The organism is Bacillus sp. LQ16 (assembly GCF_057784645.1).
On the sequence record NZ_CM173491.1, the window covers coordinates 4,616,927 to 4,638,149 of the forward strand.

23 protein-coding genes, 1 pseudogene and 1 riboswitch are annotated in these 21,223 nt (G+C 36.6%); of the genes and pseudogenes, 10 read left to right on the forward strand and 14 right to left on the reverse strand.

Translation table 11 applies throughout. From position 1 onward, the window contains the following. From AC3EMB_RS23360 to AC3EMB_RS23390, 7 genes are all read right to left on the reverse strand, one after another. Complete coding sequence (locus tag AC3EMB_RS23360; RefSeq protein ID WP_001026053.1) at positions 1-498, reverse strand: cation:proton antiporter regulatory subunit; 498 nt, start codon at positions 496-498, stop codon at positions 1-3. 34 nt (positions 499-532) lie between these two features. Then, positions 533-1,099, reverse strand: a complete 567-nt coding sequence (locus tag AC3EMB_RS23365; RefSeq protein ID WP_000454210.1) for a tyrosine-type recombinase/integrase — start codon at positions 1,097-1,099, stop codon at positions 533-535. A 348-nt stretch (positions 1,100-1,447) separates the two neighbouring features. Then, complete coding sequence (locus tag AC3EMB_RS23370; RefSeq protein ID WP_088024867.1) at positions 1,448-3,298, reverse strand: FtsX-like permease family protein; 1,851 nt, start codon at positions 3,296-3,298, stop codon at positions 1,448-1,450. An 18-nt stretch (positions 3,299-3,316) separates the two neighbouring features. After that, entirely contained in the window at positions 3,317-4,078 is a 762-nt protein-coding gene (locus tag AC3EMB_RS23375; protein WP_000165835.1) for an ABC transporter ATP-binding protein, read from the reverse strand. A 250-nt stretch (positions 4,079-4,328) separates the two neighbouring features. Next, complete coding sequence (locus AC3EMB_RS23380) at positions 4,329-5,351, reverse strand: DUF418 domain-containing protein (protein ID WP_095690118.1); 1,023 nt, start codon at positions 5,349-5,351, stop codon at positions 4,329-4,331. A gap of 136 nt (positions 5,352-5,487) precedes the next feature. Further along, a complete protein-coding gene (locus AC3EMB_RS23385; protein ID WP_001129340.1) occupies positions 5,488-5,637 on the reverse strand; it encodes a hypothetical protein in 150 nt (49 codons plus the stop codon). A gap of 15 nt (positions 5,638-5,652) precedes the next feature. Next, positions 5,653-5,916, reverse strand: a complete 264-nt coding sequence (locus tag AC3EMB_RS23390) for a YtzC family protein (RefSeq protein ID WP_000840869.1) — start codon at positions 5,914-5,916, stop codon at positions 5,653-5,655. Positions 5,917-6,027: 111 nt separating this feature from the next. Between AC3EMB_RS23390 and mnmL the strand changes: the two genes are divergently transcribed. From mnmL to AC3EMB_RS23410, 4 genes are all read left to right on the forward strand, one after another. After that, positions 6,028-6,987 (forward strand): tRNA modification radical SAM protein MnmL/YtqA, encoded by a 960-nt coding sequence (gene mnmL, locus AC3EMB_RS23395; RefSeq protein WP_000868033.1) that lies wholly within the window; start codon positions 6,028-6,030, stop codon positions 6,985-6,987. Next, the gene (mnmM, locus tag AC3EMB_RS23400; RefSeq protein WP_000764492.1) at positions 6,984-7,556 is read left to right on the forward strand and encodes a tRNA 5-(aminomethyl)-2-thiouridylate-methyltransferase MnmM; all 573 of its coding nucleotides are present in this window, start codon (positions 6,984-6,986) and stop codon (positions 7,554-7,556) included. Before mnmL ends, mnmM begins: the two co-directional genes overlap by 4 nt. 354 nt (positions 7,557-7,910) lie before the next feature. After that, complete coding sequence (locus AC3EMB_RS23405; protein ID WP_095690117.1) at positions 7,911-8,573, forward strand: aspartate/glutamate racemase family protein; 663 nt, start codon at positions 7,911-7,913, stop codon at positions 8,571-8,573. A gap of 131 nt (positions 8,574-8,704) precedes the next feature. Beyond that, positions 8,705-10,006, forward strand: coding sequence for a PepSY-associated TM helix domain-containing protein (locus tag AC3EMB_RS23410; RefSeq protein WP_095690116.1), 1,302 nt, complete (start codon positions 8,705-8,707; stop codon positions 10,004-10,006). Positions 10,007-10,042: 36 nt separating this feature from the next. On the opposite strand, the pseudogene AC3EMB_RS23415 reads toward AC3EMB_RS23410, so the two are convergent. The 3 genes and pseudogenes from AC3EMB_RS23415 to AC3EMB_RS23425 form a co-directional block, all read right to left on the reverse strand. Then, positions 10,043-10,256, reverse strand: a pseudogene (locus AC3EMB_RS23415) (hypothetical protein). A 63-nt stretch (positions 10,257-10,319) separates the two neighbouring features. Further along, complete coding sequence (locus AC3EMB_RS23420; protein ID WP_053563513.1) at positions 10,320-11,384, reverse strand: tetraprenyl-beta-curcumene synthase family protein; 1,065 nt, start codon at positions 11,382-11,384, stop codon at positions 10,320-10,322. 40 nt (positions 11,385-11,424) lie between these two features. Continuing rightward, positions 11,425-12,228, reverse strand: coding sequence for an alpha/beta hydrolase (locus AC3EMB_RS23425; protein WP_000267421.1), 804 nt, complete (start codon positions 12,226-12,228; stop codon positions 11,425-11,427). 74 nt (positions 12,229-12,302) lie between these two features. Here AC3EMB_RS23425 and AC3EMB_RS23430 point away from each other — a divergent pair, with 74 nt between their 5' ends. The 3 genes from AC3EMB_RS23430 (at position 12,303) to AC3EMB_RS23440 (ending at position 14,648) form a co-directional block, all read left to right on the forward strand. After that, the gene (locus AC3EMB_RS23430; RefSeq protein WP_000640208.1) at positions 12,303-12,815 is read left to right on the forward strand and encodes a gamma carbonic anhydrase; all 513 of its coding nucleotides are present in this window, start codon (positions 12,303-12,305) and stop codon (positions 12,813-12,815) included. A gap of 144 nt (positions 12,816-12,959) precedes the next feature. After that, positions 12,960-13,493, forward strand: coding sequence for a phosphatase PAP2 family protein (locus AC3EMB_RS23435; RefSeq protein ID WP_000868578.1), 534 nt, complete (start codon positions 12,960-12,962; stop codon positions 13,491-13,493). Between the two features lie 12 nt (positions 13,494-13,505). Next, entirely contained in the window at positions 13,506-14,648 is a 1,143-nt protein-coding gene (locus AC3EMB_RS23440; RefSeq protein ID WP_095690114.1) for a glycosyltransferase family 4 protein, read from the forward strand. Positions 14,649-14,927: 279 nt separating this feature from the next. Here the strand turns inward: AC3EMB_RS23440 and AC3EMB_RS23445 are convergent, their stop codons facing one another. Together AC3EMB_RS23445 and AC3EMB_RS23450 are read right to left on the reverse strand one after the other, a co-directional pair. Beyond that, the gene (locus tag AC3EMB_RS23445; RefSeq protein WP_366987889.1) at positions 14,928-15,530 is read right to left on the reverse strand and encodes a molybdenum cofactor guanylyltransferase; all 603 of its coding nucleotides are present in this window, start codon (positions 15,528-15,530) and stop codon (positions 14,928-14,930) included. After that, positions 15,527-16,036: a MogA/MoaB family molybdenum cofactor biosynthesis protein gene (locus tag AC3EMB_RS23450; RefSeq protein ID WP_000117133.1), complete on the reverse strand. Its 510-nt coding sequence runs from the start codon at positions 16,034-16,036 to the stop codon at positions 15,527-15,529. Before AC3EMB_RS23450 ends, AC3EMB_RS23445 begins: the two co-directional genes overlap by 4 nt. A gap of 236 nt (positions 16,037-16,272) precedes the next feature. Between AC3EMB_RS23450 and AC3EMB_RS23455 the strand changes: the two genes are divergently transcribed. Then, positions 16,273-16,452 (forward strand): hypothetical protein, encoded by a 180-nt coding sequence (locus AC3EMB_RS23455; protein WP_000424797.1) that lies wholly within the window; start codon positions 16,273-16,275, stop codon positions 16,450-16,452. Positions 16,453-16,648: 196 nt separating this feature from the next. On the opposite strand, the gene metK is transcribed toward AC3EMB_RS23455, so the two are convergent. Further along, positions 16,649-17,848, reverse strand: a complete 1,200-nt coding sequence (gene metK, locus AC3EMB_RS23460; RefSeq protein WP_000163117.1) for a methionine adenosyltransferase — start codon at positions 17,846-17,848, stop codon at positions 16,649-16,651. A 169-nt stretch (positions 17,849-18,017) separates the two neighbouring features. Next, a riboswitch (SAM riboswitch) is annotated at positions 18,018-18,139 on the reverse strand. Between the two features lie 228 nt (positions 18,140-18,367). Here metK and pckA point away from each other — a divergent pair. Beyond that, positions 18,368-19,954, forward strand: a complete 1,587-nt coding sequence (gene pckA / locus AC3EMB_RS23465) for a phosphoenolpyruvate carboxykinase (ATP) (RefSeq protein WP_053563510.1) — start codon at positions 18,368-18,370, stop codon at positions 19,952-19,954. A gap of 359 nt (positions 19,955-20,313) precedes the next feature. Here pckA and AC3EMB_RS23470 read toward each other — a convergent pair whose 3' ends face one another. Then, positions 20,314-20,697, reverse strand: a complete 384-nt coding sequence (locus AC3EMB_RS23470) for an ATP synthase subunit I (RefSeq protein WP_000624926.1) — start codon at positions 20,695-20,697, stop codon at positions 20,314-20,316. A 279-nt stretch (positions 20,698-20,976) separates the two neighbouring features. Between AC3EMB_RS23470 and AC3EMB_RS23475 the strand changes: the two genes are divergently transcribed. Beyond that, positions 20,977-21,198: a hypothetical protein gene (locus tag AC3EMB_RS23475; protein WP_000639042.1), complete on the forward strand. Its 222-nt coding sequence runs from the start codon at positions 20,977-20,979 to the stop codon at positions 21,196-21,198. Positions 21,199-21,223: the final 25 nt, after the last annotated feature.

Here is a 21,223-nt window from a genome sequence, read left to right on the forward strand (position 1 = left end):
TTATGAATCCCCTCCTACTGAAAGCAACTCATTAATAATTCTTTTTACTTCATGTCTTTCGCCTGATAATACAAGCATATCGCCAGCTTCAATGATAGAATCTGGACCTGGATTAAAGAACTTCTTCATATTCTTTTTCAAAATGGCAATGATCGTTACATTATATGTGTTTCGGACATGTAAACTACCAATTGTTTTTTGTACGACTGGTGCATTATTTTCCACCTTAAACCACTCAATTGATAATCCTTCAAAGGCCATTTCAATCGTATCTAAAGCTTGTGGCCTATATACCATTCCGCCCAATATAGCTGCAATTTGTCTCGCTTCGGAATCACGAAGAGAGACGCTTGAAATACTCTCCTCATGATCAGCATCAAAATGGTACATTTCTCTTCGGCCATCATCATGAATAACGATAACCATCTTTTCATTACCTTTTGTAATCACTTCAAACTTACATCCAATACCCGGCAGTTCACTCTCTCTAATATTCATATTTTCCGCCTCCTAATTTTTTTAGTTACGGCTTTTATAAATCGACATCAATCTCCGTTTTAAAGGTCTCATCCTTTGAGATGCCTAAATACTTTAGCGTCTCTGATGGAGTCGCGTGATGGAAATGTTTTTGCAATAACGCAATCGCTATCCCTCTTTTGTACGCATGAAATCCAAACGTTTTTCGCATTGAATTTGTTCCGATCTTACCAACAACTCCAACTGCTTCTGCAGCATTATGAATTACACGATACGCTTGTTGGCGCGTAATTGAATTTGGCGTTTTATTAGATTGAAATACGTAATTTTCTCTTTTAACGCCAATAGATTGTACGTAATCTAAAAGCGCTTCTTTTACTTTTGTATTTAAATAAATATCTTGTTTAAATTTTTCATCTTTCACAGGAAGAGTATAAAACTCTTTAACAGTCCCGTCTTCATTTAATACATCTTCAAATTTCATACTAAGTAGTTCTGTAATTTTTAATCCTGTGTTAATTCCAATAACAAATAAAAGATAATCTCGCTGGGAGTGCTCTTTTAAATATTTTTTCATAGCCTCAATTTGGCTTATATCTTTTAATGCCTCTACAACTTCCATACATGTATTCTCCTCATCTTATGAACGGTAATTTTCTCATCATGTTGTCCATTTTACCTTATCATGCTATGAGATTTCCATGTATTATCCATTATTTTCACAATATACTTTTGTGATTCAAGCAATTTTCAATTTGGAAATTTACAATTGTACAAATACGTTGTGGTTAGAAAAGAAATAGGGGATAAAAGTTCAGCTTCTTTCTATAGATTGGATTCCTCCTTTCCTTATCCAGCTGCTTCTACTTTCATATTACGTTACTTATTTATATTATATTATACATTTCAGTAACATTAAAGTGTTTTTTCTGAAAATAATAAAAACCGAGCGATTTCGCTCGGTTTTTTATTAATCTTCTTTCGGAAGAACAATTCCTTTATACAATTGAACTGTAATAAGGTAATAAATCGTGTAAATAACTACGAAAATTACGATTGGTACCCAAATACGGAAGTACGGATCGACTAAAATAAATCCGAAAATATTCATACCAACTAATACGTGAGCGATACCCACAATTGCTGGGAATAAGAATACTAAGAATAACTCTTTATAAATTGATTTCGTTAATAATTCACGGCGTACACCGATTTTACGAAGCATTTGATAACGCGTAATATCTTTTGATGCACCAGAAAGAATTTTGAACATAAGACAGCTTGCCATCATTGCTAAGAAAGCAATTCCAAGGAAGAAGCCCATAAACACTGTTCCGCTCGCAAGACCGTAGAACATGTCATATACTTGATATTTACTACTCATTTGCTCAGCTTTTATATTTTTATATTTAGCTAGCTGCAACTCGTCAAGTTTTTTCCATTCTTTTGTGTGTGCTACGAAATCGCCTGTTTTTCCAGTAAATACGATTCCTTCTTTACCATTTACAGTATCGTACATTTTTTGATCTACAATTTTAATGGCACGATCTTGGTATATATAATATGGTTGGATTGTTCTAAATGCCTCATCCCATTCTTCAGGCATTGCTTTTTCATTTTGAGTTTGTTCTGAGCTCACTCCTGCTACTGTACCTACTGGAGCCTCTCCTGAAATTTCTTTATATTTACCGAAATTCTCTTTACCTACACCATTTCGAATAAATGGCTTATGTTTCTCTAAATCTTCTTTTACATAATAAATATATTTGTCGTCTACCTTATAACGATACTCAGCTTTACTTTTAAATGATATGCCCTCTAAAATTTTCTTCTCTTCAGCTGTAGGATTATGAATAACTGAATCATAAATTTCAAATCCATCAACCGTTTTTATAACGTTATTTTTAAACGCCATACCACCTGAAATTGCACCAGCTCCAAGAGCAACTAACATCGCTACCGTAGCAAGCACTTTCGTTAAGCTATTAATACGGAAATTTAATTGTGCAAATGTAAAAGCATTAAGTCCTTTTTCACTACGCTTTTTATTACTCTTTAACTTTTTAATAATGACTGGAAGGAGTGATCCAAATAGCATGTAAGTACCTGCTGTTGTTGTAATTAATGCAATAAGGATTCCCATTTCTCTTAGTTTTTCCATGTAAATCATTGATGCATAGCCAATTCCTAATAAAATAACCGCTAGGAATGCAACTAAACCTGTCATTTTTCCTTTTACTGCAACACGCTCTGTTTGCGCATCTGCATGTACAAGTTGCAGTACAGAAATACGTGATAATTTAATACTGTTCATAACTGCTGATAATATAAATAGCGCAAAGAAGAAGATGCAAGTAACAGTCATAGATGGCAGGTAGAATGCTTTATAGCCTTCACCAGCAAATTCTAATTGTTTCATTAATAACTGTCCGATACCTTCTGCAAGTCCTATCCCAACCACAAGTCCAATTGCAAGAGAAGCAGCCCCTAATACAATCGTCTCAATAAACATAAGTAATGTAACTTTATGTTTTTTCGCTCCTAACATCATATACATACCAAACTCTTTTTGACGAAGAGATAATAAGAAAGAGTTCGCATATAAAATATAGAAGAACGTTATGATTGCTAATAAAAATGAACCTGCTTGGAATACGAATCCAATTGATTGAATAACTGAGTTGGATTCAATAAACGCTTTATTCAGCGCTAACGTTTGAAACATATAAAAAATTGAGATAGACATGACAAGACCGACAAGTAAGACGATATAATCTTTCAGCTTACTTTTTAGCCCTGACATGGAAAGTTTGAATAACATGCTCTAGAACCTCCTTTCTTACGCTTTTTGTGTACCTAAGTCCGCAAGCACATCTAAAATTTCTTTATAAAACTCTTCACGTGTACCGTCCCGATGAATTTCTTTATATAGCTCACCATCTTGAATGAATAAAATACGCTGACAGTAACTTGCACTATACGGATCATGTGTAACCATCATAATAGATACGCCTTGATCTTTATTTAAGTTTGTCATCGCATCAAGTAAACTCGTTGCATTTTTAGAATCAAGCGCTCCTGTTGGCTCGTCCCCTAAAATAATTGCAGGTTCATGCACTAACGCACGTGCTGCTGCTGAACGTTGTTTCTGTCCACCAGATACTTCAGATGGATACTTTTGAAGTATTTCTGTAATCCCTAACATATCCGCTACTTTTTCTACTTTCGGTCCAATATTACGTGACGCGACACCTTGAAGAGATAATGGAAGTGCGATGTTTTCATAAATAGATAAGTTCTCTAATAAGTTAAAGTCTTGGAAGATGAATCCTAATTTTTGTGAACGGAAATCAGAAAGCTCACCTTGCTTCATTTTCGTAATATCCGTACCCGCAATTTCAACAACGCCGCCCGTTGCTTTATCAAGCGTTGAAATTACATTTAATAATGTCGTTTTACCAGAACCAGATGGTCCCATAATCCCTACAAACTCACCCTCTTGAATTGAGAATGAAACACCTTTTAATGCATGTGATTGGTTCTCACCTTTTTTACCGTACACTTTTTGAACGTTTTTCACGTCTACAACTGGTTTCGTCATATATATCCTCCTACGCTTGTTTTTCCATTACCTATTTTGCGCTTTTTAAAGGAGAACTGCTATTTGTTAACATTACATTTACCTTACACTTTTGTAATATAAAAAGATGAGTGTGTAAGGTTCGTTGATAAATGAAATTTTATTAGCGATTTCTCAAATATATCGGCGATTCGCGAACGAATATCGACTTACCGAAAAAGATGACAATAAAAATGGGCTGTTCCACAAAAGGGACAGCCCACTTCTCTCTTTATTTCTTTAAAGGTGTTACCGTCCAATACGTAACAACTCGCCAAATCCATTCTAATGGACCCATTTTAAAGATTTTCATCCAAATCACACTAAACACAATTTGAATTGCATAAATTGCAATACACACATATAAAGTCTGCATGTACGTTAAGTTTTCTGCAAAGTTAAATACACTTCCTGCGATTAAAATCATTGCAGTTTGTCCAATATAATTCGTTAAAGCCATGCGGCCATAATATTTCAGTGGTGCTAACAATGTTTGAACTGGTTTTAATTGAAGTAATAAAATTAATGCTCCAACATAGAAAGCTGAAATAATCGGTCCAACTGTAACACCAATTTTTAAAAATTGGCTTGCAGCATTCATTGTTCCATCCTCATTCTCAAGTATCATATTTATAAATGGTTCAGCAGGAACGTGCCCATATTGATACCATACAGCTATGACACTTAAAACAAACATAATACCTGTAAAAATAGCGATTTTCTTTATATTTTGCGCGAGATTTTCAAATACACGATATTGTCCTACAGCAAGCCCTAATAAAATTAAGCCAAGTGGTAATAGTTCTTTAACTCCCATTACACTGAAGGCAATTGTCAAAATAAGTCCTAGTACTAGGTTCACTTCTTTTTTCGCTTTATAAAACGGTAAAACGATTAACCCGCAAATTGCGTATAACGCTAGTGCTTCTCCAGGCTGAAACATTTGATGAATTAAACCAAAAATAAATAATGCAACTAAGCGACGTAAAAATAAAACATAGCCATTTTTCCCTTTCGCAATCGCTCTTGAAATAAAGATATAAAATCCTACTCCAAATAAGAATGAGAAGATTGAGAAGAAACGACCTTCTACAAATAAGTATAGAAACCTTTGATAGCTCGCATCCACTGTATTAGGATCTGGGATTTTAATATGAAGTAGTGCAAGAATATTTACTAAAATAATCCCCAGTAATGCAAAGCCACGAATGTAATCTAACTCATCAATTCGCTTGTTTGTAATATTGTTCCCCATAAAGCAACTCCTTGTATAAAATTTAATCCTTCCTTACTCTACTGGAGAAAGCTGTTCACAACTATCGACAAACCTTACATAAATCTTACATTATTGTCATATAACAAAATAAAACCAGGTCATATTTCGACCTGGTTTACTCTGATTGTTTCGATTTTTGAGGTTGTCCTTTTTTACTATTACGCTGTTTCACTTGAACAATCGGATCAAGCTCATTCGAAAACTCAGCGTTATGTCCATTTTGCGTTTTTTGCTCTGGGTTATTTTGATCTGAACGTTTCGCCATTACATTCACTCCTTATTAGTGCGGTGTAATAATCATTTGATGTTGCAATTGGCGAATTGCCATACGTGCTCTATTTAATTGCTCACGTTGCTCATCATTCGCATGTTGTTGCATCGTTTGTAAATCGTTATATGCTTGTTCTAATTGCAACTGCGCATCCGAATACTCCATCGTATTATAATGCTCTTGTCTCATACCTTGGTCTAATTGTTCTTTCGCATATTCCACCGCTTGTTCCGCTTGTGTAATATACGATTCAAGTGATTGACGCTCTGCCATAATTGTCCCTCCTTGCTTCAATTCCCCTTTAGTGTGTCCCTTCCTTATGAACCTTATGAGTATGTTATAATGGATTTTGTGTTATTTTGACTCGGCTTAGGAGGGAAAGTAATGAAGGTTCAAAACCCTTTTCCATATACAAACGACAATAAACGTTATCATACATGGAATTATCATTTACGAAATGAATTTGGTGAAAAAATCTTTAAAGTTTCATTAGATGCTGGCTTCGATTGCCCGAACCGTGACGGTACAGTTGCTTATGGCGGTTGTACATTTTGCAGTGCTGCTGGATCTGGTGACTTCGCTGGCGATCGCCGCGATGATGTTATAACGCAATATCATGAAATGAAAGAAAAAATGCGCTCAAAGTGGAAAGATGGAAAATGTATCGCTTATTTCCAGGCTTACACAAATACACATGCACCACTTGAAGTGTTAAAAGAAAAATTCGAACCGCTTCTAGCAGAAAAAGACGTTGTCGGTCTTTCTATCGCAACTCGTCCAGATTGTTTACCAGACGATGTTGTTGAATATTTAGCGGACTTAAATAAACGCACTTACCTTTGGGTTGAACTCGGACTACAGACTGTTCATGAACGTACTGCAAATCTTATTAATCGCGCTCACGATTATCCGTCTTATGTGGAAGGTGTAAATAAATTACGTAAGCACGGCATTCGAGTTTGTTCTCATATTATTAACGGCCTTCCACTTGAAGATTACGACATGATGATGGAAACAGCTCGTGAAGTAGCGAAGCTTGACGTACAAGGAATTAAAATCCACTTACTTCACTTATTAAAAGGAACGCCAATGGTGAAGCAATATGAAAAAGGACAACTCGAGTTCCTTTCTCTTGAGGATTACGTAAGTCTCGTTGTTGACCAACTTGAAATTATTCCAGAAGACGTAATTGTGCACCGCATCACAGGTGACGGTCCACCTGATTTAATGATTGGCCCAATGTGGAGCTTAAATAAATGGGAAGTATTAAATTCCATCGATGCAGAATTTGTACGCCGCGGAAGCTGGCAAGGAAAATATGCAAATGAGGAGAAACAAAAATGAAATTAGAACGTGTATTACCGTTTGCTCGCACTCTCTTGCAAACAGCAGTAAAAGAAGGCGATTACGCTGTAGATGCAACTTTAGGAAACGGCCATGACACTTGCTTCCTAGCTGAAATCGTTGGAGATAACGGAAAAGTATTTGGATTTGATATTCAAAAAGAGGCAATTGAAAGCTCAACAACTCGTCTAAAAGAAAAAGAACTTTTCGAACGTACTGTTTTAGTTCACGATAGTCACGATACACTTCTATCCGTATTACCAGAAGATGCAAAAGGAAAAGTAACAGGCGCAATTTTCAACTTAGGTTACCTTCCAGGCGGAGACAAGCATATCGTTACAAAACCGAACTCAACAATCTCAGCAATCGAACAATTATTAGAAGTAATGGCACCTGAAGGTATCATCGTCCTTGTTATTTACCACGGACATCCAGAAGGACAAGTAGAACGCGACGCTGTGCTTACATTTGCTGAAGAACTAGACCAAAAACAAGCACACGTACTGCGATACGGCTTCATTAACCAGCAAAATAACCCGCCATTTATTGTGGCGATTGAGAAGCGATAAAGTGAAACTTTAATCAGTGGGGCATCCCCACTGATTATTAGTTGAACCAATCGGGCATTTATGGGCAGTTTATCTCCCACCTAACCTCTTTGCTCCAGGCGAATTTTAAGGTGGGAGTTTTACTGCCCGTTAATGCGGGGTAATATATCAACGATTTTTCAATTATTTCTATCGTAACTCGGGATATATCAACGATTTTTTCGATATATCTATCATAACTTACAATATATCAACGATTTCTCGGATATATCGATTGTTCGACAAAACATAACAAAAAAAGACGTGCACTCATTGCACGTCTTTTTGTTATTCTCCTATATAATGGATGTAAACATTCTTAAAGGAGACGAAACAATGATCGGAATACTAGCAGGAATGGGACCAAAATCAACTGGACCATTCGTCGATATAGTTGTAGCAAAGTGCCAAACAATATATGGAGCAAAGCATGATATGGACTTTCCTCATATGATGATTTACTCGTGCCCAACACCGTTTTACATGGATCGCCCTATTGATCACGAAGCGATGAAAAAAGCGATTATTGAAGGAGCACAAAAACTTGAAAGTACTGGCGCAAGCTTTATCGCTATGCCGTGCAATACGGCGCATCTTTATTTTGAAGAATTACAGCGATCTCTTTCTATTCCTATTTTGAATATAGTTGATGAGACGTTAAAAACAATTCCTGAAAATACAAAAAGAGTTGCTCTTCTCGCAACAGAAGCAACTGTTCAAGCTGGGATTTACCAAGATGGGATTGCAAAACGTAATATAGAGTACATTCATCATGAAAAATGGCAGGAAATGATTAATCAAATTATTACTTGGATTAAATCTGGAGAGAGTGAAGAAGCTCGCGAATTGTGGAATGCGCTCGTTTTACAGTTGGAAGATGAAGTAGATACTGCAATTATCGCATGTACCGATTTGAATGTAGTGGCAAATGAGGATTTTGTTGATTCCTCTCAATGTCTTGCTGAAGCGGTTGTTGAAATGTATTTATCAAATAAGTAGAAACATTTATAAACGTTGAAAACCCTAAAAACTTTTAACTTTCTTCACAATTCTTTCAAAGTAATCACACTTAATCTCGCTATATTAAATAAGTAGTTATTCATATAGGGAAGGTTAGGGGAACTGAAAGTATGAAACAAAATCGTTCGCTTCATTACATTTTTTGGCGTTGGCATTTTTATGCTGGACTTTTTATTACGCCGCTTCTTATTACATTGTCACTGAGCGGAATTGGGTATTTATTTCGGGAGGAAGTTGAAGATTTCATCTATAAAGATTTATATTTTGGGAAGAGTGCTCAAACAGAATCTATTTCGATGTCTGATTCTATTTCCTTAACAGAGAAAAAATATCCACATTATAGCGTGGCGAAAATTAGTGAGTTTAATGGGGATTATAATACGAGACTTACAATTGCAAATGAGTATACTGGGCAACAAAAATATGTGTATTTAGATAGTAATAATCAAATTGTTGGGGATCAAAACGCAAGTGAAACGTTTGCCAATATAATGAGAGAATTACATAGTTCTCTTTTAGTTGGTGGCACTGTCGTCAACTATACTGTAGAACTTGCAGCATGCTGGACAATCTTTTTAATCGTAACCGGATTGTACATGAGTATACGCCAATTCAAAAACACACCATCATCCAATAAGCGAGAAAAAGCAAAAAGACGTCATTCTATTATCGGTATTATATTTACAATTCCTCTCTTTCTGCTAATCGCATCTGGATTGCCATGGTCAGGATTTATGGGGAACCAAATTTATAAAATTGCATCTTCTAATGAATCACTCGGATATCCAAAATTGTACATGGCACCGCCTGAATCAAAGGTAAAAGAATTGCCGTGGGCAACAAGAAAAGAAGCTCCTCCCGAATCGAATTCAAATGAACCGAAAGCAATTTCTGTCGATGAATTACAAAAAGGAATTGAAATAAAGAAGCCATATGTTATTTCACTACCAGCTGATCCGAAAGGTGTATTTACTATTTCGAAATCGAGCGGTTCTGGTATTACAGGGATGCATGTTGCACCAAGTGAAGAGATAACAGCTTACTTTGATCAATATAGCGGGGAACTCATTTCAAAAACGGACTATCGTGATTATGGATTACTTGCACAATGGTTCACTTACGGTATCCCGCTTCATGAAGGACATTTATTCGGATGGCCAAATAAAATATTATGCTTACTAACGACATTATCTCTATTACTTCTTATTTATTACGGAGTAAAAATGTGGTTAGCAAGAAAGCCAAAAGGAAAATTAGCAGCACCTCCAAAGCAAAGAGATAAGAAAAGTATATTCGTTTTCTTTATCATGATGGTTATATTAGGCGCTGTCATGCCTTTATTCGGACTATCTGTTTTAGTTATTTTTGCAATTGAACTTCTTATATATGTATTTTCAAAAATACGATCATAATAAAAAGCATTTGTACTCTCGTGTACAAATGCTTTTTTATTTACTATTTTCTTTTTTTTCTACCACTTATTAAAAAGACAATATCTACTATAATAATTGCGCCAATTATTACTTGTGGCACGTAATCCATCACAGTAGGACCACTTGGTCTATTCATCATCATATACATTCCAGTTACAAATGAAATGGAAAGTAGCACAAGTAATGTTACTTCAATATTGTCATATAGCTTTTGAAACAATGGCTTCATTTCCACCACCACCTTTACCATATTATAACAAAGAAAACCACTCTACATGAGTGGTTTTCTTCATCACTGCGCCATTTTCTTTCGGTACATCTTCCCGTTCCAATAGAAGAATCGTGAAGTGAGGCCTCCGTACTTTACAATGCGCCGTGCCATTTTGTGCATATTCTTTTGTGCTGATACTTTTTGATCTGATAAATAAATACCAAGTAACCCTCGGCTTATAAGGCGATGAAACTTCGCATGAGGCAAATCACCAATGCTCTTCTCTGCTTCTTCTACAAAGTGTTTCATACGATCTAATATAGCTTGCTCGTTTTCATAATAACTACAGAAATTCAAATCCCCGCCTATACGGTCTTCTTCTTGATCAATGAAATAATCAAGTAAGATATGAAGTCCTTGTACGTAAGGAAAGTATCCTTGTCTAATTTTCGCAATATCTTCATCATGTAACTCATCATGAAATGCATATGCTACAAGGCAGAAGATTCCAAGTGTAGAACCGGCACATGCTGAAAATTCAAACCAGCTCATCTCAGGTAAGTTTTCTTTATGTGCTTCAAACCAATTTTTCAGGCGCGGTTCTCTTTCTTCTAACTTCACGTGTTTATGAATTTGTAAATCACAATAATAACAAGCAAGTTCATGAAGAACAGGAGCAATTTTGTCATAGTGCTTCGTTTTCTTTAAAACATCTTGGCACGTTTCAACAAGTTCATCTAAATAACCACCATCATCTTGATCATCACGGTAACGATAATAATTACCGCCACCTTCCACTTCAGGTGATAGTGCCATTAACATTGATTCATGTAGCGCGGCAAAATCATTCGGATCAAGTGATGTACTGCGATCACATAAATTATCTAAATAGTCACTGATTGTTTGATACGCTACGATAAAACGAATACATTCCTCTCGGTGTTCATTTGCTAGCAGCGATAAAATGCCACCACCCTCACAATGAAACGTTTTATGCTCAATACTTGCGATTGCCTGACTATGAAGCTCATCATTCGGAATATGGTAGGCACGCTCTTTCCACATCGCTAGCTCATGGTGTACAACCGGAAACACATCACGGTATACTTTCGCCATGAGCGTTATGGGATTACTCGGTACGTTCACTTCTTCCTTCATCTCCTCTATTAAATGTACAAATAATGATTTATTTGTTTGTTTTTACTATATTATTGACATGCATTTCAGTAAATGACTGAATATAACTCAAAATTTCATCACGCTCATACTCATTTAATAACTCGTGATAACAATTCGGCCATTCTTTAAAAGCCTTATCACTTATTTTAACATTATCAAACCAAGTGCGGACACGTGTTTTATCTACAAGTTTATCCTCACAAGCTTGCATTAGCAAGAGCGGAACATCTGGAAAATCATCTATTTTTTTATGAGCAATTTCGATAGACTTAATCAATTCACTATACCAACGTACTGATACTTTGCGCAAGAACAAAGAATCATTCTCCATTGCATCTCTCACTTCATGGTTACGTGTTGACATTTCCACCGTAAGATTCGTTGCAAATTGCAATTTTGGAGCCACAACATTTAATATTTTTGAAGCAAATTGAAGCGGAGCAGAGGGTCCAGTCACTACCCCTAAACAAGGCGAACTCAAAATAATACCCTCGACATCTTCTCTCTTCGTTTCTTGCATCATACGAATGACAATAAGACCACCCATACTATGACCGAATAGAAAAATAGGTAATCTATACTTTCTTGCTTCTTTCACCCATAATTTAACTTCCTCTATGTATTCATCAAATGAATCAATATGTCCTCTATTTCTTGAAGTCGTTCCATGTGACGGAAGGTCCCCCATCACGACGTGGTAGCCGATATGATTCCACATTTCCGCAACGGCTTCGTAACGTCCGTGATATTCCATTGCGCCGTGCACAATAACAATGACAGCTTTCGCTTCCTCTGCTTCATAATTCCACATACGGACCTCCTCCATTTCACTCTTTCTCATAATTTGATACACTAAAACTAGTCTCTAGGAAAGGAAGACTTTACATGATATATCCTTACAAAGAAAAAAATCCGAAAATTGCGAGTAGTGCTTTTATCGCTGACTATGTTACGATTACAGGCGATGTTTCCGTTGGAGAGGAATCAAGTATTTGGTTTAATACGGTAATCCGTGGTGATGTGTCACCAACAATCATTGGAGACCGAGTAAATGTACAAGACCAATGTACCCTCCACCAAAGCCCTCAGTATCCTCTTATTTTAGAAGATGATGTTACAGTTGGACATCAAGTTATTTTACATAGCTGTCATATTAAAAAGGATGCTTTAATTGGAATGGGATCCATTATATTAGATGGTGCTGAAATTGGCGAAGGAGCTTTTATCGGCGCTGGAAGCCTCGTTTCACAAGGAAAGAAAATTCCACCAAACACGTTAGCTTTCGGTCGCCCCGCAAAAGTCATTCGTGAATTAACAGAAGAAGACCGTAAAGATATGGAGCGTATTCGTACGCAGTATGTTGAAAAAGGTCAATATTATAAATCACTACAAAAATGATTTTACTGCTGCCATAATACTGGCAGCTTTTTTTATATAAAAACTAACTTTTTCTTTACAAAACATTATTACTCCCTCAACAAAATCTTATTAAAATAAAAGCTAATATCTCCATATATATGTAAACGAGGGAGGAGAATTTTCATGAAGGTCAGTGGATTATATAAAATAGAATGTTACATTTTTAAAGGAATTAATCGCTACTTTGATCAAAAAACATTAAATATCTTTTTCAGCAATATTACCCATATCGGTGGTGCTACTTTCTCCATTGCACTTACACTTTTCTTTTTAATTTTTGCAAAAGGGACTTTACACCAAGCGGCAATCGCTGCTGCTATTTCTTTAGCAATTAGCCATATTCCTGTACAAATATTAAAAAGGTGGTATCCACGAAAACGTCCGTATTTAACAATTCAGGATGCGAAATATCCAGTCCATCCATTAAAAGACCACTCTTTCCCGTCTGGTCATACAACAGCCGTTTTCTCTGTCTTCATTCCATTTATTTGCTATAATCCAAGCTTACTTGCTTTCCTATTACCGTTAGCATTATGCGTCGGTATTTCTCGTATTTATTTAGGGCTTCACTATCCGTCAGATGTATTCGTCGGCATGTGCCTTGGCACTTGCTCTGGCATCATCTCTTTTTATCAATTCATCCCACTTTTCACATAAAGGAGTGATATGATGAGAGTCGCCATTTTTACCGATACTTTTACGCCACAAGTTAACGGGGTTACGAAAACGTTAGAACGATTAACAAGTTACTTTCAGAAAGAACAGATCGCCTATTCTGTTTTCGCCCCTCAACATACAGCTGAAGATAATTTCGTGGCTAATGTGAACAAGATGAGAAGTATCCCGTTAACAATATTATATCCAGAATGTCGCTTTTCTTTTCCTACTCCGCGTATTAAACGGGAACTTCATTCCTTTAAACCTGACATTATTCACATTGCCACACCTTTCAACATGGGACTTTGTGGACTGTATTACGCAAAAAAATTAAACATCCCAGTTGTCGGTTCTTATCATACTGATTTCGATGCGTATTTACGCTATTACAAAATTGAATTTCTCTCCAATATGCTTTGGAACTATTTAAAATGGTTTCATAGTCATATGCAAAAAAATTTCGTTCCCTCCCCTGAAACATTACATCAATTAAAAAATAAAGGCTTTCAGGCCCTCTCCATTTGGGGACGTGGTGTAGATTGCACACTCTTTCATCCAGCTTACAATACAGACCTATTCCGAAAAAAATATAATATTACAGCGAAGTATGTTCTTTCCTATGTAGGACGAATTGCTCCTGAAAAAGATATTGATACGTTGCAAAACCTTATCGTTAAAACATCGCATACTCGAAACGACATTCATTGGCTCATCGCAGGAGACGGCCCTCTAGCAACAAATTTGCGTGAAGCTGTTCCGCAAACAAATGTCACTTTTACTGGCTATTTACAAGGCGGGGATTTAGCTGAAGCATATGCTTGTTCTAACATAATGGTATTTCCATCAGCTACTGAAACATTCGGAAATGTCGTACTTGAATCACTCGCATGCGGTACACCTGTTATTGGTGCAAATAGTGGCGGGGTTAAAAATATTATTACAGATGGAAAAACGGGAATTCTTTGTCCCCCTAAAAATGTGGATGCATTTCTATCATCCATTTATTCTTTATTGCAAAATGAAGAAAAACTTGAGCAAATGGGAATAGCAGCTTCATCTTTTGCGAAATCAAAAAGCTGGGATGAGATCTTTCGCGGCTTACTTAACCAGTATGAAGAAGTCATTCAGCATACCGCATCAGAGTTACTTGCTTGAACAGAAAAACTCCCTTCAAAAAACGAAGGGAGTTTATTACACACTTGTAAATTTTAGTTGAATGAATGATACATAAGGTGAAATATCATTTATTTCCATATTCATTATAGCAAAAATAAACATAACTAAACAGACTTGTAATAAAAACCCATAAAAATTAATATATGGTTATACAGTGTTTTTGCTGTATAATGATTTTAAGAATTCCCCTTAAAATCAACTTACTCACATACCTTTATACAGCAATTGTTCCCCAATTCTGTATATCAAAAAAACCTTTCATTCATTTGAAAGGTCTTTTTGAGCCTGCACATATTCTTCTTTCGTATTTACATTTATAAACCAACCCGCATTCACTTGTACATCTTCTCCAGAAACATACTTCACATTACATTGTGATAAAAGCTGCCCCATACTTCTTTTTGCTTCCTGAAGTAAAGCATAAATCTTTTCTTTCACGCGGTTATGATACGCTGCAAGTAGCGGCTGTTTTCTTCCATTAATAATAGGTACAACCGCATCATATTCATTGCTCGTTTGCTCCAGTAAAATGGTAAACCATTCATGCGAAACATTTGGCGCATCGCAAGGCATAATAGCATACCAATCTGCTTCTATGTATTCCATTCCTGATACAATGCCGGCAAGCGGCCCATTTCCTTTATAGTGCGGAATATCTTCTATAACAGGAACTTGTACGAATTGCTCTACTCGCTCTTTTATATCAGAATGACTGATGACTACAACTTCTTGGAGCACACTCGTCATCTCTTTCAAAATATGCTCAATAAAAGTACTATCTTGCCAGCTCGCTAACGCTTTTGGCTCACCAAATCTACTCGACATACCGCCCGCTAATACAATTCCAGCCCACTTACTCATTGGCGATGCAGCTCAAATGTAATATGGCCTAATTCCGGTAAAATTAATTTATTCATCGCAAGACGAACCGCTCCGCTCGACCCTGGCATCGAGAAAACTACTTTGCGTCCAATTGTACCGCCAATTGCTCTACTTAACATTGCGCTGCTTCCGATATCTTCTAAATAACTAATCATGCGGAACAGCTCACCAAACCCGACAATCTCTTTATCTAATAGAGCTGACACTGCTTCGATTGTTACATCACGCTTCGTAATACCAGTACCACCATTTGTTAATACAACATCTACATCTTCCCTATGATAACCAGCTAACACTGCTTGCTGAATACTTTCTTTATCATCTTTTACAATTTCATAAGAGGTTACTGTATGGCCCGCTTCTTTTAACAATTCATGTAATAGTTGTCCGCTCTTATCCGTTTCTTCCGTACGTGTATCGGAAATCGTAACAATCTTGCAACGCACTTCTTTTGGAGCTTGTTTTTTATGTTCAGTTACACTCATTTTTTATCTTTCCTTTCTTAAAGACTTTTCTTCATTTTATCATACATATCTTTACACAATTATGTATGAAGCCAATCATGCGCCATGATACAATATAAGTATACTAACCCACAAAAAGGAAAGTGCACTTTCTTATACTCCTAGACTACACATCTTTAGCTACTCTTTATATTTTCTACATAATAGAATTCAATTTTAAAACTTGTACTAAAAAATAAATTGGAGGTCTACATAGTATGGAACTTTATAAAAAATTAACAACAACATTCATCCTCTTATTCATCGCTTCAATCACTGTCGGCTTTTCCTTAAAAGGTGCAATTCCATACGCTACATTAGTAAGCATTATATTCGCGACACTATTTTTACTAAGCAGTGCCTTTTGCGCAGGTAAAGCACGTCAAATGAAAGGTTGATTGCATATGTTCCAGAAGAAACCCACCCTTTGTAAATCATGTAAAAAGGAAATACAAACGTATGAAAAGGCATGACTAATACGAAAAAGTATATTGAGCTAGAAGGCGAAGTATATTGCAAATCATGCATTCAAATTGTAAGTAAAACGAAATAAAAAAAGCTTTGCGCTCACCGCGCAAAGCTTTTTTTCATATATTATAGACCAGCTTGCTCTTTTAAAGCTGCAGCTTTGTCTGTACGTTCCCATGAAAGATCTACATCAGTACGTCCGAAGTGGCCGTAAGCTGCTGTTTGTTTGTAAATTGGGCGACGTAAGTCTAGCATTTTAATAATACCAGCTGGGCGAAGATCGAAGTTGTTACGAACTAGTTCTACTAGTACGTCTTCAGATACTTTACCTGTGCCGAATGTATCAACTGAAATTGATACTGGTTGTGCTACACCGATTGCGTATGCAAGTTGTACTTCTGCTTTGTCAGCAAGACCAGCTGCTACGATGTTTTTCGCAACATAACGAGCTGCATATGCTGCAGAACGGTCAACTTTTGTTGCATCTTTACCAGAGAATGCACCGCCACCGTGGCGAGCGTATCCACCGTAAGTATCAACGATGATTTTACGTCCTGTTAAACCAGCATCACCTTGTGGTCCACCAATTACGAAGCGGCCAGTTGGATTAATGAAGAATTTCGTTTCTCCATCCATTAATTCTGCTGGTACTACAGCTTTAATTACGTGCTCTTTTAAGTCGCGATCGATTTCTTCCCATGTAACATCTGGGTGATGTTGTGTAGAAATTACGATAGTATCAACACGTACTGGTTTACCATTTTCATCATACTCAACTGTAACTTGCGTTTTTCCATCTGGACGTAAGTATGATAATGTATCATCTTTACGTACTTCAGTTAAACGGCGAGCTAATTTGTGAGCAAGCGAGATTGGAAGTGGCATTAACTCTTGTGTTTCATTACATGCGAAACCAAACATTAAACCTTGGTCTCCTGCACCAATTGCCTCAATCTCAGCGTCAGTCATTTGACCTTCGCGTGCTTCTAGCGCTTGGTCAACACCCATAGCGATGTCAGCAGACTGCTCATCGATAGATGTTAAAACAGCACAAGTTTCTGCATCGAATCCGTATTTTGCGCGTGTGTAACCAATGCCTTGAATTGTTTCACGAACGATTTTTGGAATATCTACGTAAGTAGAAGTCGTAATTTCCCCCGCTACCAATACTAAACCAGTTGTTACAGTTGTTTCACAAGCTACACGTGCATTTGCGTCTTTTGATAAGATCGCATCTAAAATTGAATCAGAAATTTGGTCACAAATTTTATCTGGATGTCCTTCAGTTACAGACTCAGATGTGAACAGATGACGTTTTTTTGTCATGTGGTAAACCTCCCTACAGTAATTGTATATATTGTACGGAACTCATCCTTAATTTGCCACAAACTGCGACATACATTTATTCTCCCACACAAGCATACAGAAAAACCTTTCCTACTTTACATAGAGGAAAGGTTTAATTTGCTACTTGCATACTGCTTTTTGCCCTTCGCTCTTATCGTTCGAGACCTGTAGCCTCGCACAGGTTTTAGCACCTATTCACCTGCATTTATCAATACAAGTGAGGTTGCTGGGCTTCATCGGGCCTGTCCCTCCGCCAGCTCGGGATAAGAGAGTATCCGTCCCAACCTATACTAAAGAAATGATATTCATTTGTCAATTAATATTCACATTTTCCTGAAAGTTTTTCTCAATACGCCTGAAATGAAATATTAATAGGGAAATAATGCATTCACACAAACAAAAAGAAATAAATAGTATACATTATTTATATAATTGTGTTATACTCTTGTTGGGGATTACGAGAAATATTTCATTAAATGAAAAGGATGGTATATAAATATGAGTACTGTGAATGTCCAAATTGGTTTACACGAATTATTGAACGGAAGCAATGCACAGATTCAACTAAGTGTTCCGCAATTAGTGGAAAAAGTATTAATGCGAAATGAAGGGAAATTAACTTCGACTGGTGCCGTTTCTGCTTCAACTGGAAAATATACAGGACGTTCTCCTAAAGATAAATTTATTGTGAAAGAAGCATCGGTTGCTGACAAAATTGCTTGGGGAGCTGTGAACCAACCGATTTCTGAAGAACATTTTAATAAATTATATACTAAAGTTTTAGAATACTTAAAAGAAAAAGAAGAGTTATTCGTCTTCAAAGGATTTGCAGGCGCTGACCGCAATTACCGCCTACCAATTCAAGTTATTAACGAATATGCATGGCACAATTTATTTGTACATCAATTATTCATTCGTCCAACTGAAGAAGAATTAACAACTCATGAATCAGAGTTCACAATTGTTTCTGCACCGAATTTCAAAGCTGATCCAGCTGTTGACGGTACAAACTCTGAGGCATTCATTATGGTTTCATTCGAAAAACGTATCGTACTAATTGGTGGTACAGAATACGCTGGAGAAATGAAAAAATCAATCTTCTCTATTATGAACTTCTTATTACCTGAACAAGATATCCTTTCTATGCATTGCTCTGCAAACGTAGGTGAAGAAGGCGACGTAGCACTATTCTTCGGTTTATCTGGAACAGGTAAAACAACATTATCTGCTGATCCAAACCGTAAATTAATCGGTGATGATGAGCACGGTTGGTCTGATAACGGTGTATTCAATATTGAAGGCGGTTGCTATGCAAAATGTGTAAACCTTTCTCACGAGAAAGAACCACAAATTTTCGATGCAATCAAATTTGGATCTGTTTTAGAAAACGTTATCATTAATGACCAAACGCGTATCGCCGACTACAACGATACTACTTTAACAGAAAATACTCGTGCTGCATACCCTATGCATGCGATCGACAATATCGTACTGCCAAGTGTTGCTGGACACCCAAATACAATTATTTTCTTAACTGCTGATGCATCTGGCGTATTGCCTCCAATCAGTAAGTTATCAAAAGAGCAAGCTATGTATCATTTCTTAAGTGGTTACACTAGTAAACTAGCAGGAACAGAGCGCGGCGTTACATCTCCGCAAGCTACATTCTCAACTTGCTTCGGTTCACCATTCTTACCACTTGATGCATCTCGCTACGCTGAAATGCTTGGTGAAAAAATCGAGAAACACGATGCGAAAGTATTCCTAGTAAACACTGGCTGGACTGGCGGCGAGTACGGAGTTGGTAAACGTATGAACTTGGGTTATACTCGTGCAATGATTCAAGCAGCATTAAGCGGCGAACTTGCAAAAACTGAAACAGCTAAACATGACATCTTCGGTCTTGAAGTTCCACTTCACGTACCAGGTGTACCTGACGAAGTGTTAATGCCTGAACAAACTTGGGCTGATAAAGCTGCTTACAAAGCAAAAGCAATCGAGCTTGCAAATGAATTCAAAGAGAACTTCAAAAAGTTCGAAAGCGTTTCTGAAGATATTATTAACTTAGGCGGTCCAATCGCTTAAATTAAAACTTTCTGTTGGAATAACCCTTTACTCATATGAATAAGTGTCGTGTAACCGTAAAGTTTCGCGTACTCACCGACAAAACCCAATGCGGCTTAACGGTTACACACACTTACATAAAAAAGAAGCTTACGTGAAAACGTAAGCTTCTTTCTATATCTTATATAAAGTGAAATGCTAATCTCTTCATCTGTGACCTAGATTATAAAATTACAGCTTCGAATATATACATTATATCCCTACTCGCTACATCTCTCGGGTTTCACATCGTATGGGGTTAAAAAAGGCCCTGACCGCTTCTATTCGTGGCTGGATCATCTATTCCATCTAAAAAGAAGTCTTTTATCTTTTTATCTCTTTTAGCTCTTTGTTAGTTCTTTCTCATCTTTCATGCTATAGTATCCTAAATTCACAACGATTAAGAAATAACCACCCATAATCCCTACTGCAAATGCCCACATAACCATGTGGTGCTCAATTTCGTACATAATAATAGCACCCAAAATGGCAGCTGCAAAACGGTTAAACATACCGAGTGTCGGTGCTTTCGTCTTCTTTACAATACTATCTCCAAGCTTCTCAATTCTTCTCCCTAAAAGCCAAACGCAATACATACTTACAATAAGCCCAATTCCAGCGCCTAAAAAGTGTGCTGAAAACGGTGTTAACATCCAACCTAGTAACAAAATACCTAGTATATAATACGATTGGATTTTAAATGATCTTAGTGACATACTAATCATGCTGTACCTCTCTTCATTCGTTCTTATCTATCCGACAAAAAATTTCTTTCAAATTCATATTCTTTACATCCATTTCACTCAAATTAAAAACAACATAAACAGTATGTTTATGTTGTTTAAATGTTTTTAGAAAATAATATTATACAAGATTTCAAACATTATATTCTCATATTTTGTGACGGTTTTTCAAACTTTTTTCGTCCATTTATGAAAAAAATGATATCAATCTATGAACATACGGATATGATGTAATAAGCACACAAATAAAGGGGGCGTCTAATGATTTATTTTTTAATGGCTCTCATTCACCTCATTATCCCTGCACTTATCGGACTTTCATTGTATTGGTACACGAAAAACCATAGCATTTTTTACGCTGTCCTCGGTGTTCTTCTTCCAGGTATTATTCTTATTACACTCTTCCGTATTCCATTTTTAAACTTAATCCCACTTATTACTGCTATCTTATTTCTCATCTTCTTACCAAAAATAAAAAAATAGGAAAGCAGATCATAGGTGATCTGTT